At 64.0% G+C, this 14,255-nt stretch carries 14 protein-coding genes and 1 pseudogene; 7 read left to right on the top strand and 8 right to left on the bottom strand.

From position 1 onward, the window contains the following. Window positions 1–95: 95 nt before the first annotated feature. Both ACK5L9_RS07535 and ACK5L9_RS07530 read right to left on the bottom strand, forming a co-directional pair. Complete coding sequence (locus ACK5L9_RS07535; protein ID WP_416910854.1) at window positions 96–713, bottom strand: glutathione S-transferase; 618 nt, start codon at window positions 711–713, stop codon at window positions 96–98. Window positions 714–728: 15 nt separating this feature from the next. Continuing rightward, entirely contained in the window at window positions 729–1,463 is a 735-nt protein-coding gene (locus ACK5L9_RS07530) for a GntR family transcriptional regulator (protein WP_416910853.1), read from the bottom strand. Window positions 1,464–1,594: 131 nt separating this feature from the next. Between ACK5L9_RS07530 and ACK5L9_RS07525 the strand changes: the two genes are divergently transcribed. From ACK5L9_RS07525 to ACK5L9_RS07495, 7 genes are all read left to right on the top strand, one after another. Beyond that, the gene (locus tag ACK5L9_RS07525; RefSeq protein WP_416910852.1) at window positions 1,595–2,353 is read left to right on the top strand and encodes an SDR family NAD(P)-dependent oxidoreductase; all 759 of its coding nucleotides are present in this window, start codon (window positions 1,595–1,597) and stop codon (window positions 2,351–2,353) included. A 49-nt stretch (window positions 2,354–2,402) separates the two neighbouring features. Beyond that, window positions 2,403–2,918: a TRAP transporter small permease subunit gene (locus tag ACK5L9_RS07520; protein ID WP_416910851.1), complete on the top strand. Its 516-nt coding sequence runs from the start codon at window positions 2,403–2,405 to the stop codon at window positions 2,916–2,918. 4 nt (window positions 2,919–2,922) lie between these two features. Continuing rightward, complete coding sequence (locus ACK5L9_RS07515) at window positions 2,923–4,227, top strand: TRAP transporter large permease (protein WP_416910850.1); 1,305 nt, start codon at window positions 2,923–2,925, stop codon at window positions 4,225–4,227. A gap of 43 nt (window positions 4,228–4,270) precedes the next feature. After that, window positions 4,271–5,398 carry a C4-dicarboxylate TRAP transporter substrate-binding protein gene (locus ACK5L9_RS07510; protein ID WP_416910849.1) on the top strand — a complete coding sequence of 376 codons (1,128 nt, stop codon included), beginning with the start codon at window positions 4,271–4,273 and terminating at the stop codon, window positions 5,396–5,398. A gap of 79 nt (window positions 5,399–5,477) precedes the next feature. Further along, complete coding sequence (locus tag ACK5L9_RS07505; RefSeq protein WP_416910848.1) at window positions 5,478–6,215, top strand: SDR family NAD(P)-dependent oxidoreductase; 738 nt, start codon at window positions 5,478–5,480, stop codon at window positions 6,213–6,215. Between the two features lie 11 nt (window positions 6,216–6,226). Next, complete coding sequence (locus tag ACK5L9_RS07500) at window positions 6,227–7,006, top strand: SDR family NAD(P)-dependent oxidoreductase (protein WP_416910847.1); 780 nt, start codon at window positions 6,227–6,229, stop codon at window positions 7,004–7,006. After that, window positions 6,996–8,729 (top strand): FAD-binding protein, encoded by a 1,734-nt coding sequence (locus tag ACK5L9_RS07495; protein WP_416910846.1) that lies wholly within the window; start codon window positions 6,996–6,998, stop codon window positions 8,727–8,729. The genes ACK5L9_RS07500 and ACK5L9_RS07495 overlap by 11 nt, the downstream gene beginning before the upstream one ends. Window positions 8,730–9,040: 311 nt before the next feature. On the opposite strand, the gene ACK5L9_RS07490 is transcribed toward ACK5L9_RS07495, so the two are convergent. The 6 genes and pseudogenes from ACK5L9_RS07490 to ACK5L9_RS07465 all read right to left on the bottom strand — a co-directional run. Continuing rightward, entirely contained in the window at window positions 9,041–9,805 is a 765-nt protein-coding gene (locus ACK5L9_RS07490) for an aldolase/citrate lyase family protein (protein WP_416910845.1), read from the bottom strand. 7 nt (window positions 9,806–9,812) lie between these two features. Continuing rightward, the gene (gene hpaH, locus ACK5L9_RS07485; protein ID WP_416910844.1) at window positions 9,813–10,616 is read right to left on the bottom strand and encodes a 2-oxo-hept-4-ene-1,7-dioate hydratase; all 804 of its coding nucleotides are present in this window, start codon (window positions 10,614–10,616) and stop codon (window positions 9,813–9,815) included. Then, window positions 10,613–11,488, bottom strand: a complete 876-nt coding sequence (locus ACK5L9_RS07480) for a fumarylacetoacetate hydrolase family protein (protein WP_416910843.1) — start codon at window positions 11,486–11,488, stop codon at window positions 10,613–10,615. Before ACK5L9_RS07480 ends, hpaH begins: the two co-directional genes overlap by 4 nt. Before the next feature lie 67 nt (window positions 11,489–11,555). Continuing rightward, window positions 11,556–12,536 carry a 3,4-dihydroxyphenylacetate 2,3-dioxygenase gene (gene hpaD / locus ACK5L9_RS07475; protein WP_416910842.1) on the bottom strand — a complete coding sequence of 327 codons (981 nt, stop codon included), beginning with the start codon at window positions 12,534–12,536 and terminating at the stop codon, window positions 11,556–11,558. Between the two features lie 18 nt (window positions 12,537–12,554). Then, window positions 12,555–13,409, bottom strand: a complete 855-nt coding sequence (hpaD, locus tag ACK5L9_RS07470; RefSeq protein WP_416910841.1) for a 3,4-dihydroxyphenylacetate 2,3-dioxygenase — start codon at window positions 13,407–13,409, stop codon at window positions 12,555–12,557. Window positions 13,410–13,423: 14 nt separating this feature from the next. Then, a pseudogene (locus ACK5L9_RS07465) lies at window positions 13,424–14,218 on the bottom strand (aldehyde dehydrogenase family protein); the annotation flags it as partial. Between the last annotated feature and the right edge of the window lie 37 nt (window positions 14,219–14,255).

Raw genomic sequence — 14,255 nt, 5'->3', positions numbered from 1 at the left:
GGGGGAGCTGTGCACCCCCCGGACCCCCTTTCCACAAACGCAGCCCCTGCCGCCTCCGGGGTCCGGGCCGCCGCGCGATGATCAGCCCAGACCCTTCAGTGCGGCATCGTCGCCTGCATCGAAGGGCGTGCCAGCGCCCCGGCATACCATTCAGCCAGCTTTGGATGCGCCCCGCGCCAGTCCTTGTCCGGAAAGCGGAAATCCAGATAGCCCAGAACGCAGGCCACGGCGATGGCACCGGCGTGGAAATCCGTGCTTAGCAGTCCGAACCAGCGGCCTTCCAGATCGTCCAGTCCGGAATCGATCTTGGCCATCTGCCCGGCATACCAATCTTCCCACCGCAATTCCTGCGGGCGCATCACCTCTTCATAGCGGCACAGCAGACAGGCATCCAGTATCGAATCGGCCAGCGCCTCTAGTGTCAGCACCGGAAAGCGGGTGGCGTCCTGCGGGTACAGTGTGCCCTGCACGGGGGCCAGCGAATCGACATAGGTGCAGATCACGCGACTGTCGAATACCGGCTCGTCCCCTTCCAGCAGGGCGCAGGGCACCTTGCCCGACGAATTGTGCCGGACGATTTGCGGGTCGCGTTTGACCGGCCCCGCCGCCGAGGGCAGGATTTCGATCCGGTCGGTCAGTCCGCGTTCATGCGCGGCCACCATGACCTTGCGCACATAGGGCGAGGCGGGCGAGTGGAACAGTCTGATCGTCATGGGTTTTTCCTCTGGTTACGATGACTTGCGGCGTTTGCGCCGCGGGGTTTCGTCGCTGCGGGTAGGCAGACGCATGAAATCTTCGGGATGCTGGCCCATATGGCTGAGCAGATGTTCCAGCGCATAGGTCACATGTTCGCGCATGATCGCGGCGGCGCGTTCGCCCTGACCCATCGCCAGCGCGCGCGCGATGCGATGATGGTCGTCATGCGAGCGGCGGATCACTTCGTAATCGCGCCACATGATGATACGGTCCGAGGCCATGGGCACGTTATGCAGCCGCTGCACGAAATCGCGGATCCACGGATTCGCGGCGACCCGGATCACCGTGTCGTGGAAGGCCACGTTCATCTGCCGGTAGGGGCCCAGATTTTCGGGTAGCAGCGTCCCGGCGGACAGCAGCGCATCGCCTTCGGCCACCAGCGCCTCAAGCTCGGCCACGACATCGCCGGTCATGTTGCGCGCGGCGATGCGGCACGCCGTCGCCTCAAGCTCGGCGCGGACCTCGAAGGTGCCCACAACATCGATATGCGAGAATTCGCGAACCCTGAAGCCGCGATTGCTTTCATAGACGACCAGCCCCGATTGGGCCAAGGCCGTCAGCGCCGTACGCAGAGGGGTGCGTGACACGCCCAGCATCTCGGCAAGCTGATCCTGATGCAGCCTTTCGCCGGGGCGCAGTTCGCCCCTCAGAATCACCTCGCGCAGCCGCTCGGCCGCAATTTCGGTGTTTGTATGGGTCTCGGTCATTGTTCCTCCGGCACAATTCGCCCGTGTTTTCCAATAATGTATCCATTATTTGCAGATGTGAAGCAAAATGCTTGCAATGCGCCCATTAATGTGTACATTTTAGTCCAAGAAACTTTTTGGGGGGATATCCCGTGGCAGGAACATGTCTTGTCACCGGCGCGGCCGGTGGCATCGGGAAAGCTATTGTCGAACGGCTGGCGCAGGATGGATTCGCGGTTCTGTCCGCCGATCTGGATCAGGCGCGCGCCGAGGCCGCGCTTGAGGGCGCCGTGGGCCGGGGCCATCGCCCCGTGGCGCTGGATGTGTCGGACGAGGCGGCGGTGGCCGCCGTCTTTGCCGAGGCCGAGGCGCAGGGCCAGCCCGTCGATCAGGTGGTCGCGGCTGCGGGAATCCTGCTGTTCGCTGAAAACGGCGACCGTCCGGCCCTGACGGACATTACGCTTGCCGACTGGAACCTGACGCAGCGCGTCAATTCCACCGGCACATTTCTGCTGATGCGCGAGTATCTGCGCGCGGCCAACCGGCGCAGCATTCTCAACGGGCGGTTTGTCGGCTTTACCTCGGTCGCGGCGCAGCTTGGCGGCTATCGCTCCAGTTCGGCCTATATCGCGTCGAAAAGCGCGGTGATCGGGCTGATCAAGGCTGCGGCGCGCGAGTCGGCGCATCTGGGTATCACCGTGAACGGTGTCGCGCCCGGCCTGATCGACGCGCCGATGCTGCACCAGTCGCTGACGCCGGAAAATTACGGTGCGGTGGCGCAGAACATTCCGCTCAAGCGGATCGGCACGCCCGAGGATGTGGCCGGAGCGGTGTCGTTCCTGCTGAGCCCGGATTCGGCCTATATCACCGGTTCGGTGATCGATGTGAATGGCGGCTATCGCATGCAGTGACCCCGATTCGGGGCCTGAATGCCGCATCAATCCAGCACGAGGAGGCGCCATGATTGCGATCCTGAGAATACTGACAACGGTCCTTGCCTGGCTTGCCGGGCTGGCCGTCGCCCTGATGATGTTTCACGTCATGGCTGACGTGGCGGGGAAATACGTCTTTAACTATCCGGTGCCAAGCACTGCCGAGGTGGTGGCGAATTATTACATGATCGCGGTCGTGTTCCTCAGCCTTGCCTGGGTCGAGGCCAAGGGCAGCGCCATCTCGGTCGATCTGATCTATGACTCGGCCCGGCCCGGTGCGCAGCGAATCATGCGCAAGCTGGGCGAGATCGGGACGCTTGTGTTCTATATGGGACTGGGCTGGTTTTCCTGGGATGTCGCGATGCGCGCGTGGAAAACCAACGAAACGGTGGACGGGCTGTGGCGCGTCACCGTCTGGCCAGCCAAGTTCATGCTGCCCGTCGGCATCGCCGTGGCCTGCATGGTGCTGATCCTGCGCATCTTTGCCGAACCGAAACTGTGGGCCACCGGCCCCGCCGCAGAACAACCCGACGTGGAGGCCTGAGCCGATGGAACGTATCGAAATCGGTTTTGCCGGCCTTGCGCTGCTGCTGGCACTGATCGGCATCCGCGTGCCCATCGGCGCGGCCATGGGTGGCACGGCCTTTGTAGGCATCTGGGCGATGATGGGCTGGAAACCGGCCTTTGGCATCACCAAGGCGATCCCCTTTCACCTGATCGGTGACTGGAACCTGTCTGCCATCCCGATGTTCCTGTTCATGGGCTTTATCGCCGTCGAGGCGGGACTGACGCGCGGGCTGTTCGGCGCGGCGCGGATTCTGCTGGCTCGGATTCCGGGCGGGTTGGCCTCGTCCACGGTGGTGGCATCGGCGCTGTTCGCCTCGGCTTCGGGGTCGTCGGTGGCGACGGCGGCGGCATTCTCGCGCATTGCGGTGCCGGAAATGCTGCAATCGAAATACAATACCGGGCTTGCCACCGGATCGGTCGCCGCTGCGGGCACGCTTGGCGCGCTGATCCCGCCATCGGTGCTGATGATTGTCTATGGCCTGCTGCTGGACACCTCGATCAGCACGCTGTTTGTGGCGGGCATCATTCCCGGCATCCTGACCGCCGTTGCCTTCATCGCCCTGATCACCATCCGCTGTTCGCTGAACCCGAACCTTGCCCCACGCGTGACCGTCAGCGTCACGCCGCAGGAAAAGCGCGCGCTGATCGCCGATGCCTGGCCGCTGCCGGTGCTGATCCTGGGCGTGATGGGCGGCATCTTTTCGGGCATCTTCACCGCGACCGAGGCGGGGGCCGTGGGTGCCTTTCTGGCCTTCATGCTGGCGCTGCTGCGCGGGCGGCTGAACATGACGATCCTGCGCAAGTCGCTGATCGACACCGCGTCCGGCACGTCCGAGATCTTCATCGTCGTGCTGGGGGCCGCGCTGTTCTCGCGCTTTATCGCGCTAGCGACGATCCCGGATTTCGTGGTCGGGCTGTTCGACGGCTATTCCACGATGGTCGTGCTGCTGATGATCTGCCTGCTGTATCTGGCAATGGGCGCGTTTCTGGAAACAATTTCTATCATGCTGCTGACCCTGCCGATTCTGGGGCCGGTCCTTGCCGCCCATGACGTCAACCTGATCTGGTTCGGCATCCTGACGATCAAGCTGCTGGAAATCGGGCTGATCACGCCGCCGATGGGGATGAATGTCTTTGTCATCAAGTCATCCATGGGCGACCGCGTCAGTCTGGGCCAGATCTTTCAGGGGGTAAGCTGGTTCATCCTTGCCGACCTGCTGACCCTTGCCCTGCTGGTCCTGTTCCCCGCCATCACCCTTTGGCTGCCGCAGATGATGGGCAGCTAATCCTGACACTTTGATCACTCAAGTTCCAACCGGAGGAGTACTCATGAAGACCAAAACCTTGCTTTGCGGCGTTGCCGCGCTGGCGCTGACCGGCACTGTTGCCGCCAGGGCCGAGATGTTTCAGGCGACCAACTGGATGGCGCCGACGCATATCCTGAACGATGTGGCCTATGGCAGCTTTGTTCCGCAGGTGGCCGAGGCGACGGGCGGCAATGTCGAATTCGAGGTCTATTCCTCGGGCTCACTGGTTCCCGCGCCGACCACGCTGCAAGCCATCGGCGACGGGGTCGCGCAGCTTGGCATCGTCGCGGCGGCCTATACGCCGTCGGAACTGCCGCTGTCGGGCATGGTGAACGACATGGCCTTTACCGCGACGGATGAATATGCCAACGCCTTCGCCCTGACCGAGCTGACGGTGACGAACCCGCGCATGATCGCCGAATATACCGGTCACAACACGATCTTTCTGGGCGGCTATTCGACCCCGATCTATCATTTCCTGTGCATGAAGCCGGTCACGGACCCGGCCTCGGTCAAGGGGCTGAAGGTTCGCACGGCGGGCACGGCACAGAACAACTGGATCGCCTCGCTTGGCGCGATTCCGGTGGCCGTGCCGATGACCGACACCTATTCCGGGCTGGAGCGTGGCTCTATCGACTGCACGCTCAGCGATCCGACGAACCTGTCCACCGGCTTCAAGTTCTGGGAAGTGATCAAATATATCAACACCCTGCCGCAGGGCGCGTCGATGGGGGCCACCTATGTGGTGAACAAGGATTTCTGGGCCGATCTGCCGGTCGAGGATCGCCGCAAGATCCTTGATCTGGTCGGCCCGGCGCTGGCGCGCGCGCAGGTCGCCTATCATCAGGGCGTGACCGAGGCGATGGAGGGTTCGAAAGAACGCGGCATCCAGATCGCGGATCCCGATCCGCAGATGCAGGAACTGCTGACCTCGTTCCAGACCAACATGATCGACGGGCTGGCCGCCGAGACCGCCAAGGTGCGCGGCATCGACGATCCGTCCGAGATCGTGACCGAATATGCCGCGCTGGTCGAAAAGTGGAAGGGCCTGATGGCCAATGTCGATCGCAACGACGCCGAGGCCGTCGGCAAGCTGGTCACTGACGAGATTTTCGCAAAGCTCGACGCCCAGACCTTTGGCCTGAACTGAGGCCCTTCAGGGCCGGCGCCCCTGTCGCGCCGGCCCCCCCCGCTTTTCCCCTCCCACGCCTTGAATCGATGGGCATCCCATGAACGATCACACGCTTTCCACCGCCATTGTCACCGGCGCAGGCTCGGGCATTGGCCGCGCCATTGCCTTTCGCCTGGCCGAGGACGGATATTCCGTCATTGTCGCCGACCGGGCCGAACCCGCCGCGCAGGACACCGTCACGCAAATGACCGCTGCGGGGCACCAGGCCCGCGCTGCTGTTCTGGACATCACCGACCCCGCCGCGACGCAGGCGCTGATTGACGGGGCCGAGAACCTGCGGGTGCTGGTCAACAACGCCGGGATTTTTAACGTGATCCCCTTTGACGAGCTGACCGCCGATGATTTCCGCAAGATGTACGAGGTCAATCTGGTCGCCATGTTCACCCTGTGCCAGCAGGCGGCGCGCGTGCTGCCCGAGGGCGGGCGTATCATCAACCTTGCCTCGCGTGCGGCATTCGGCGCGCGCAACTATGCGCACTATGTTGCGTCCAAGGCCGGGGTGGCGGGCTTTACCAAGGCGCTGTCGCTGGAACTGGCGGCGCGCCAGATCACCGTCAACGCCGTCGCGCCGGGGGTGATCGTCACCGATATGCTGAAGGCACGCCCCGACGGGATGCAGGAACTGGCCGATCAGCAGCCCAGTGGCAAGCTTGGCCAGCCCGAGCATATCGCCCATGCCGTCGCCTTCTTTGCCGATCCGCGCGCCGCATTCATCACCGGGCAGGTGCTGATCGTGGATGGCGGGCGTTCGGTCGGTGGCACTGCCGCGTTCTGAAGGATCGTGCCATGGTGCTTGCCCCTCTGACGCTGGATCGCCGCACCGCCGTTGTCACGGGCGCGGGGCAGGGCATCGGTATCGCCATCGTCGAGGCGCTGACGGCGGCTGGCGCGCAGGTCGTGGCCATCGACCGCACGCCTGACGGCATCGGCGCGCTGGCGGCGCGGAACCGGGCCGTTACAGCTTTGCGTGGCGATGTCACCGACCCGACGCTGACCGACCGGCTGTGGAACCGCCTGAAAGAGATGGGCGGCAACCTGCATATCCTGTGCAACAATGCCGGGATTGCCGACGGAGTGCATGCGCTTTTCAGCCGGGATCAGGATTTTCTGCTGCATTTCCATGTGAATGTACAAAGCCTGTTCCGGCTGTCGCGTTGGGCGGTGGCGCGGATGTCCGGCAATGATGGCGGCGGTGCCATCGTAAACACAGCGTCGATTGTCGGTCATGCCGGTCTGGCCGGCAGCGGCGATCACTCTGCCTCGAAAGCCGCGCTGACCGGGCTGACGCGGCAGATGGCCGCAGATTTCGGCCCCGACGGGATCCGCGTGAACGCCGTCGCGCCGGGGTTGATCGACCCCGCCCCTGCAATCGGGCGTACAAGGCAGCAACAGTTAAATATCGACCGCACCGCGCTGCGCCGCGCGGGAACGCCGCATGATGTGGCGCGGGCCGTGCGCTTTCTGGCCTCGGACGAGGCTGGTTTCATCACCGGTCAGGTTCTGGCCGTAGACGGCGGCTGGTCCGCCAACCGCTTTCCCCGACAGGAGTTTCCAGATGCCCCCTAACCCGCTGCCCGATCCCGACGCGCCCCTGCCGGAACGCTGCGACCTGCTGGTCGTCGGCACCGGCGCGGCGGGCATGGCCGCCGCCATTTCGGCCCGCCATGCCGGACTGAACCCGCTGCTGGTGGACAAGGCGCAGGTCTGGGGCGGCTCGACCGCCGTGTCGGGCGGGGCGATCTGGGTGCCCGACAACCCGCTGATGCGCCGCGCCGGCATGGCCGACGACATCGCTGCCGCCCGCCGCTATATCCAGTCCGAGACCGGCAACCTGTTCAACGCCGAGCTGGTCGATGCCTTTCTGGCCACCGGACCCGAGGCCATCGCCTTTTTCAACGACCAGACTGCACTGACCCTGTCGCACCGCCCCGTCGCACCCGATTACCATTCCGACCGCGAGGGCGCGGCCGAGGGCGGGCGGGTGCTGGATGCGCATGAATATGACGGCCGCCGCCTTGGTGCGATGCTGGCGCGGATGAAGCCGCCCATCCCCGACTTCACCATTCTGGGCGGCATGACCCTGGGCCGCGCCGACATCTTTCATTTTCTGAACATGACGCGATCCGCCGCTTCGGCCTGGCACGCGACCAGGCGGTTGATGCGCTATGGCCGCGATCGGGCGCGGCATGGCCGCAACACCCATCTGGTGCTTGGGGCGGCGGTGGCGGGGCGTCTGGCCGAGACGGTGCTTGCGCTGGACATCCCGATGCTGCTGGGTCAGGAACTGATCGCTCTGCATCAGGACGATACCGGCCGCGTCACCGCCGCGACCCTGCGTCGCGACGGTCAGGACCGGCGCATCGCCCTGTCCCATGGTGCAGTGCTGGCTGCCGGAGGCTTTCCGCATGACACGGCGCGCCGCGCCCGGACCTTCGATCATGTGAAAAAGGGGCTGCCGCATTATTCCATGTCACCAGCCAGCGGCACCGGAGGCGCCATCGCCGCGGCCGAGGCCATTGGAGCGCAGTTCATCGACAGCAACGCCAATGCCGGTTTCTGGACGCCCGTGTCGCTGCTGCCCAATCCCGACGGCACCCATCGCCCCTTTCCGCATCTGTTCCTCGACCGCGCCAAACCGGGCGTGATCGCCGTCGGCCATGATGGCCAGCGCTTTACCAGCGAAGCCGTCAGCTATCACGATTTTGTGCAGGCACTGGTGGCGAAGTTGCTGGAAGGGGGCCGCAAATCCGCGTGGCTGATCTGCGACCACCGGGCGCTCAGGCGCTATGGTCTGGGGGCGGTTCCCGCCTTTCCGGGCAGCTATCGCCGCCATCTGCGCAGCGGCTATCTGAAGCGCGGGCAAAGCGTCGCCGAACTGGCTGCGGCCTGCGGCATCAATGCGGCGGGGCTGGATCAGACGATCCGCGCCTTCAATACGGGTGCGGCGCGGGGCGAGGATCCGGCCTTTGGCAAGGGCGGAACCAGCTATCAGCGATACCTGGGCGACGCGGCGCACAAGCCCAACCCCTGCCTGCGCCCGCTTGAAGGCCCGCTCTACGCTATCGAGATCTTTCCGGGCGATATCGGCACCTCGATGGGTCTGGCCATTGATGCGCAGGGCCGGGTCAAGGATCGGGATGGCCAACCTATCCCCGGCCTTTATGCCTGCGGTAACGACATCAACTCGATCATGGCGGGGGCCTATCCGGGCGCGGGCATCACCTTGGGCCCGGCCCTGACCTTCGGCTTTATCGTGGGCCGCAGCGCGGCGGGGCAGGTGCCGCAGTAAACGGCGCTGCCGCTGTCTGGCGAGGGGTCGGATGGCGGTCTCAAGGATGGAAAAGGGGGTGCGGGCCGGGCAAAGCCCGGCCCGTCGCTGCCGCCCGGCCCAAGGCACGCTTCGCGTGTGGTCAGTCCGCCAGGGCCGGGTCAGGCTCTGCGCGCGGAAACAGATCCGTAACCTGCCGTGCCACCTTCGCCGCAGGCTTTTGCAGGGGGTCCGGGGGGCGCACAGCCCCCCCGGCTATCGCGGGACGCAAATCATCCGGCGGTGCCGTCATCCCGAGAGGGGACCGTTGTCGGGCGGGGCGGGCGACGCCGTCACTTCTGAAAATGATCCGACAGCGCCTTCAGGCCAGAGACCAGCGTGCCGACATCAGAGCCGACGGCCAGAAACTCGACCCCCATATCGGCATAGCCCTTGGCCAGCGCCCGATCCGAGGTCAGGATGCCTGCCGCCCGACCCGCCGCGCGGATGCGGGTCAGGGCGTCGCGGACGGCCTCTTGCACGGGGGCGTCGCCGGGACGGCCCAGATGGCCCAGATCGGCGGCCAGGTCGGCAGGGCCGATAAAGATGCCGTCCACCCCGTCAACCGCCAGAATTTCGTCCAGCGCGTCCAGCCCGGCGCGGCTTTCGACTTGCAACAGCAGGCAGATCTGGTCGTTTGCGGTTTGCAGATAATCGGGAATGGCATTATAGGCCGATGCCCGCGCCAGTGCCGCGCCGATGCCCCGCACGCCCTGCGGGGGATACAGGACCGAGCGCACTGCCTGCCGCGCCTGTTCGGCGCTTTCGATCATGGGAATCAGGATTGTCTGCGCGCCGATATCCAGCATCTGCTTGATATTGGCGCGGTCATCGTCGCGCACGCGCACGACCGGATGGCTGGCCGTGCCAACGGCGCGCAACTGCGCCAGCACGTCGCGCAGCCCGTTCGGCCCATGCTCGCCATCAATCACCAGCCAATCGAAACCTGTCTGCGCGCAAAGTTCCGCCGCCGAAGGATCGCCAAGGGCGACCCACAGCCCGATCTGTGTTCCGCCCGATTTCAGGCGTCTTTTGAAACGATTTTCCGGAGCTGGCATGAGAACCTCATTCAAAGGAAACGGAGACGTCGCCGAACGCGCCGTAATCTGCATGGATGTCAGTGCCCGAGGGGCATTCGATGGGCGCGATGAACGATCCTGACAGCACGACCTGCCCGGCCTCGATCCGCTGGCCATACTGGCCCATGCGGCGGGCCAGCCAGACCATGCCGGTGACAGGATCGTCCAGAACGGCGGCACCAAGGCCGGTGGCCACGACCTGCGGGCCCGATTTGACGATGGCCCCGATCCATCGCAGATCGACATTGTCCGGCGCGTGGCGCTGTGTTCCCAGCACGATCCCGGCATTGGCTGCGTTGTCAGCGACAGTGTCGAAGATACGGCGCGTCTGGCCGGTTTCGGGATCGGCGCGCAGGATGCGGGTGTCAAGGATTTCCAGCGCGGGGGCGACGGCCTCGGTTGCGGCCAGCACCTGATCGCGCGTCACCTCACCCTCCAGCGGGGCTTTCATGATAAAGGCGATCTCGGCCTCGATCCGGGGCTGGATAAAGCGGCCTGCGGGCACGGTCGCGTTATCAGGGAAATTCATGTCGTCATACAGCACGCCCGAATCCGGGGTGTCGATACCAAGCGCGTCCTGCATCGCCTTTGATGTCAGCCCGATCTTCCAGCCCAGAATGGTCCGCCCCTGTTCCAGTTTCCGCGCCATCTGCGCGGACTGGATGGCATAGGCGTCATCCAGGGTCATTCCCGGATGGCGCAGCGATAAAAGGCCGATCTGGCTGCGTCCGGCCTCGGCCCGCAGCAGGTCGGCTGCCGCGCGGTCTATATCGTCGGAGGACAGGGTCATTCGTCGGCCACCCCGTTGCGCAACAGGCCGATGCCCTCGGCCTCGACCTCGATCACATCGCCCGGCACCAGCCAGCGCGGAGGATCGAACCGCGCCCCCGCGCCGGTGGGTGTGCCGCAGACGATCACATCGCCGGGCACCAGCGTCGTGAAGGTCGAGACATAGTTCACGATATAGCGGAAATCGAACATCATCCGGCTGGTGCGGTCGTGCTGACGCACCTCGCCATTCACCCGCGTTGTCATTTCGATGTCGTCAAGCTGGTCCGAATCGCGGAACGGCACCAGCCACGGCCCGATGGCACCCGAGGCGTCCCAGTTCTTGCCCTGCGTGACGTTGAACTTGGCATGCCGCACCCAGTCGCGGATCGTGCCTTCATTGCACAGGGTCAGCGCGGCGATGTGGTCATAGGCGTCCTCGCGCGCGATGCGGCGGCCGGCCTTGCCGATGACGATCACCACCTCGCCCTCGTAATCCAGTTGCGGGCTTTCGGGCGGGCGGATCAGGTTCTGTCCGTGACCGGTGAAGCTGCGCGGAAAGCGGATGAACATGGACGGGTAGGGCGGGGCCTCTTGCCCGTCCTTGTATTCGGCATTGCGGTCGGGAAAATTCACGCCGATGCAGATCAGCTTTTCCGGGTCGGCGACGGGGATCAGAAATTCCACCTCGTCGGGACGGAATGTGGGCGTCCGCTCATCGGCAGCGGCGATGACCTCTTCCAGCGCGCCGGCTTCGATGACCTGTTTCAGGCCACGGAACCGCGCGCCGAATTCCGGGGTCATGTCGATGATTCCTTCATCGGTCACGACCCCGTACCGGTCGGCGCCATTGGCGCGGAAAGCCGCGATGCGGGCGGGGATTTGTCGGGGCATGGTTCCTCCTGCGGCGTTAAGTGGCTGTCGGGCGCGGGGCGCGTCGGTCCCCGCGCGTCGGATCGGATCAGGGGGCGATGATCGGCGTCGCCTTCAGCGTTGCCTCGGCTGGCTCGATCCCCTGAAACACCGAGCCATGTTCGAACCACGACCGCGGGGCAGGCGCACCCCACAGGGTCTGTCGCTGGGGATCCTTGAGATCCCATTTGATCGGCTCCAGATCCGGGTCCACAGTCTGATAGTCAGAGCAATATATTTCGATCCGGTGCCCGTCCGGGTCAAGGATATACAAAAAGAACGCGTTCGAAATTCCGTGACGTCCCGGACCGCGTTCGATATTGCCGACATAGCCCGTGGTCGCCATCAGGTCGCACAGATCGATGATGTTCAGGGGCGTCGGCACCCAGAAGGCGGTGTGATGCAGGCGCGGGCCGGTGCCGTTGGTGAAGGCAATGTCATGCACGCCGCCCTTGCGATGCGTCCATGCGGCCCACAGACGGCCGGTTTCTTCGTCCTCGGTATATTCGGTGACGCGAAAGCCGATCTGGTTATAGAAATCGACCGCCTTGTCCACATCGGTGGCAAAGCAGTTGAAATGGTCGATCCGCAGCGGCTTGACGCCCTTGTACAGCCCGTATTTCTGGTGGATGGGGGGCAGGCGGTCCATGCGGAAATAGAACTCGACCGGCATGCCGAAACAGTCATGGGTGCGCAGCGTGCGGCCCTGATAGGCGCGCTCGACCCATTCGACCTTGTGGCCCTGGCCCTTGAACCAGTCATGCGCCTTGTCCAGTTCGCCCTCGTCAAAGACCTTGAAGGCAAGGCTGCGGATATTCGATTCGTCCGATTTGCGCAGCACCATGCAGTGATGACCGCGTTCCTCCATCGCGCGCAGGAAGATGTGTTCGTCATCCTCATCCGTGACCTGAAGGCCAAGCGTATCGACATAGAAGGCCCGGCTGGCGGCCAGATCCTTTACGCCAAAGACGACGTGGGACAGGCGGATGATGTTGAAGGGCGGGTACAGATTGGGGGCGGGAATTGGCATTGTTTCTCCTCCGATGGGTCAGTTGACCGGGAAAACGACATTGGTCTGGCCGGTGCCGGATGACGGAAAATAATCGGTGACGATTTCGCAGGGGCGGTCATAGGCGTCCCAGCCAAGCGCGCCATACAGCATGGCGGTGTCGTGCATCGAACCTTCGCCACAGCAGAACTGCGCATATTCCGGCAGCATTTTCAGGAAGGTTGCATGATCGCCGCGCTTCCACATCTCCAGCACATGCAGGTCCATCTGCCGGTTGAATTCGGAACTGATGGTGAAGGTTCCGTTATTTGCCGCGTAATCCCTGTTCGCCCAGATCTTGTGTGACAGCGACCCCGAGGCAACCAGCAGCACCCTGCTGTCGCTGGCCTCGACGGCGGCGCGGATCGCCTGACCGATGACCCGGCTTTCCTGATGATCATGCACTGTACACCACGCCGCGACCGAAACGACCTTCATCGGGTGCGCCCGGCTCATGAAGCGCATGGGCACAAGGCTGCCATATTCCAGCTCCAGACTGTCCAGATGATGCGACAGCGTATAGACGCTCCTATCGGTCGCCTGCTGCGCGATGGCATCCCCAAGCGCGGGGTTGCCCTGATAGTCGTATTCCAGATCCTGGATGAACTGCGGAAATTCGTTCGAGGTGAACAGCCCCTTGAAGCGGCTGTTCGAATTGATGTGATAACCCGCGTTGATGACCCAATGCGTATCACAGATCACCACCGTATCCGCACCAAGTTCTCCGGCGCGGCGGGCGATTTCGATATGGCCGTCAATGGCCGCCTGACGCTTGCCGCTGACAGGCCCGTCCTGTTCGGACATCAGCATGGTCGGGACATGCGTGCATTTCGCGGCGAGAACGATTTCTCCCATGATCTCCTCCTGTTTCAGCCGCCCAGTTTCGGGATCTTGTGCATCTGCCGGGGAAAGCTGACATTGACCGTTTCCATGTAAAAGTCGAATGACCAGTCGCCGCCGTCGCGCCCGATGCCGCTGGCCTTGACGCCGCCAAAGGGGGTGGGCAGGTGGCGGATGTTTTCGGAATTGACCCACATCATCCCGGCTTCCAGATTGTCGGTCATCCGCATCGCGCGGTTCAGGTCATTGGTCCACAGATAGGCGGCCAGCCCGTATTGCACGCCATTGGCAAGGGCCAGCGCCTCGTCCTCGGAGGCAAAGCGGATGGCGGTCAGGACCGGGCCAAAGATTTCCTCTTGCGCGACGGCCATGTCATTCGTGGCGTCCGTGAACAGCGTCGGACGGACATAGCAGCCCTGTTCGCCGGCCTTTTCTCCGCCCGCCGCAATGGTCGCGCCCTGTTCGCGGGCCTTGTCGAAATAGGACAGCACCTTGGCCTCGTGTTCGGGATGGATCAGCGGGCCGACCACGGTTTCCGGGTCCAGAGGGTGCCCGACCTTGATGCGCTTCGCGACCTCGGCCACGCGGGCGGTGAAATCGTCATAGATGCTGTCCTGCACCAGCAGCCGCGACGAGGACGTGCAGCGTTCGCCGTTCAACGAATAGATCATTAAGGTCGCGGCATCGACGGCGCGGTCCAGTTCGGCATCGTCAAAGACGATCACCCGGTTCTTGCAGCCGGGTTCGAAATGCACCAGCTTCAGTGTCGCGGCACACTTCGCCATGATCATGATGACCGAGCGCCGTTCGCCGACAAAGGCTATGTCCTAGATGCCGGGAAGATCGATCACACGCTTGCCC

Source organism: Paracoccus sp. (in: a-proteobacteria) (assembly GCF_047973135.1).
In the GTDB taxonomy this organism is placed as follows: domain Bacteria; phylum Pseudomonadota; class Alphaproteobacteria; order Rhodobacterales; family Rhodobacteraceae; genus Paracoccus.
Note: the sequence above shows the minus strand (reverse complement) of the source record. Positions and strands in the feature narration are given on the sequence as shown.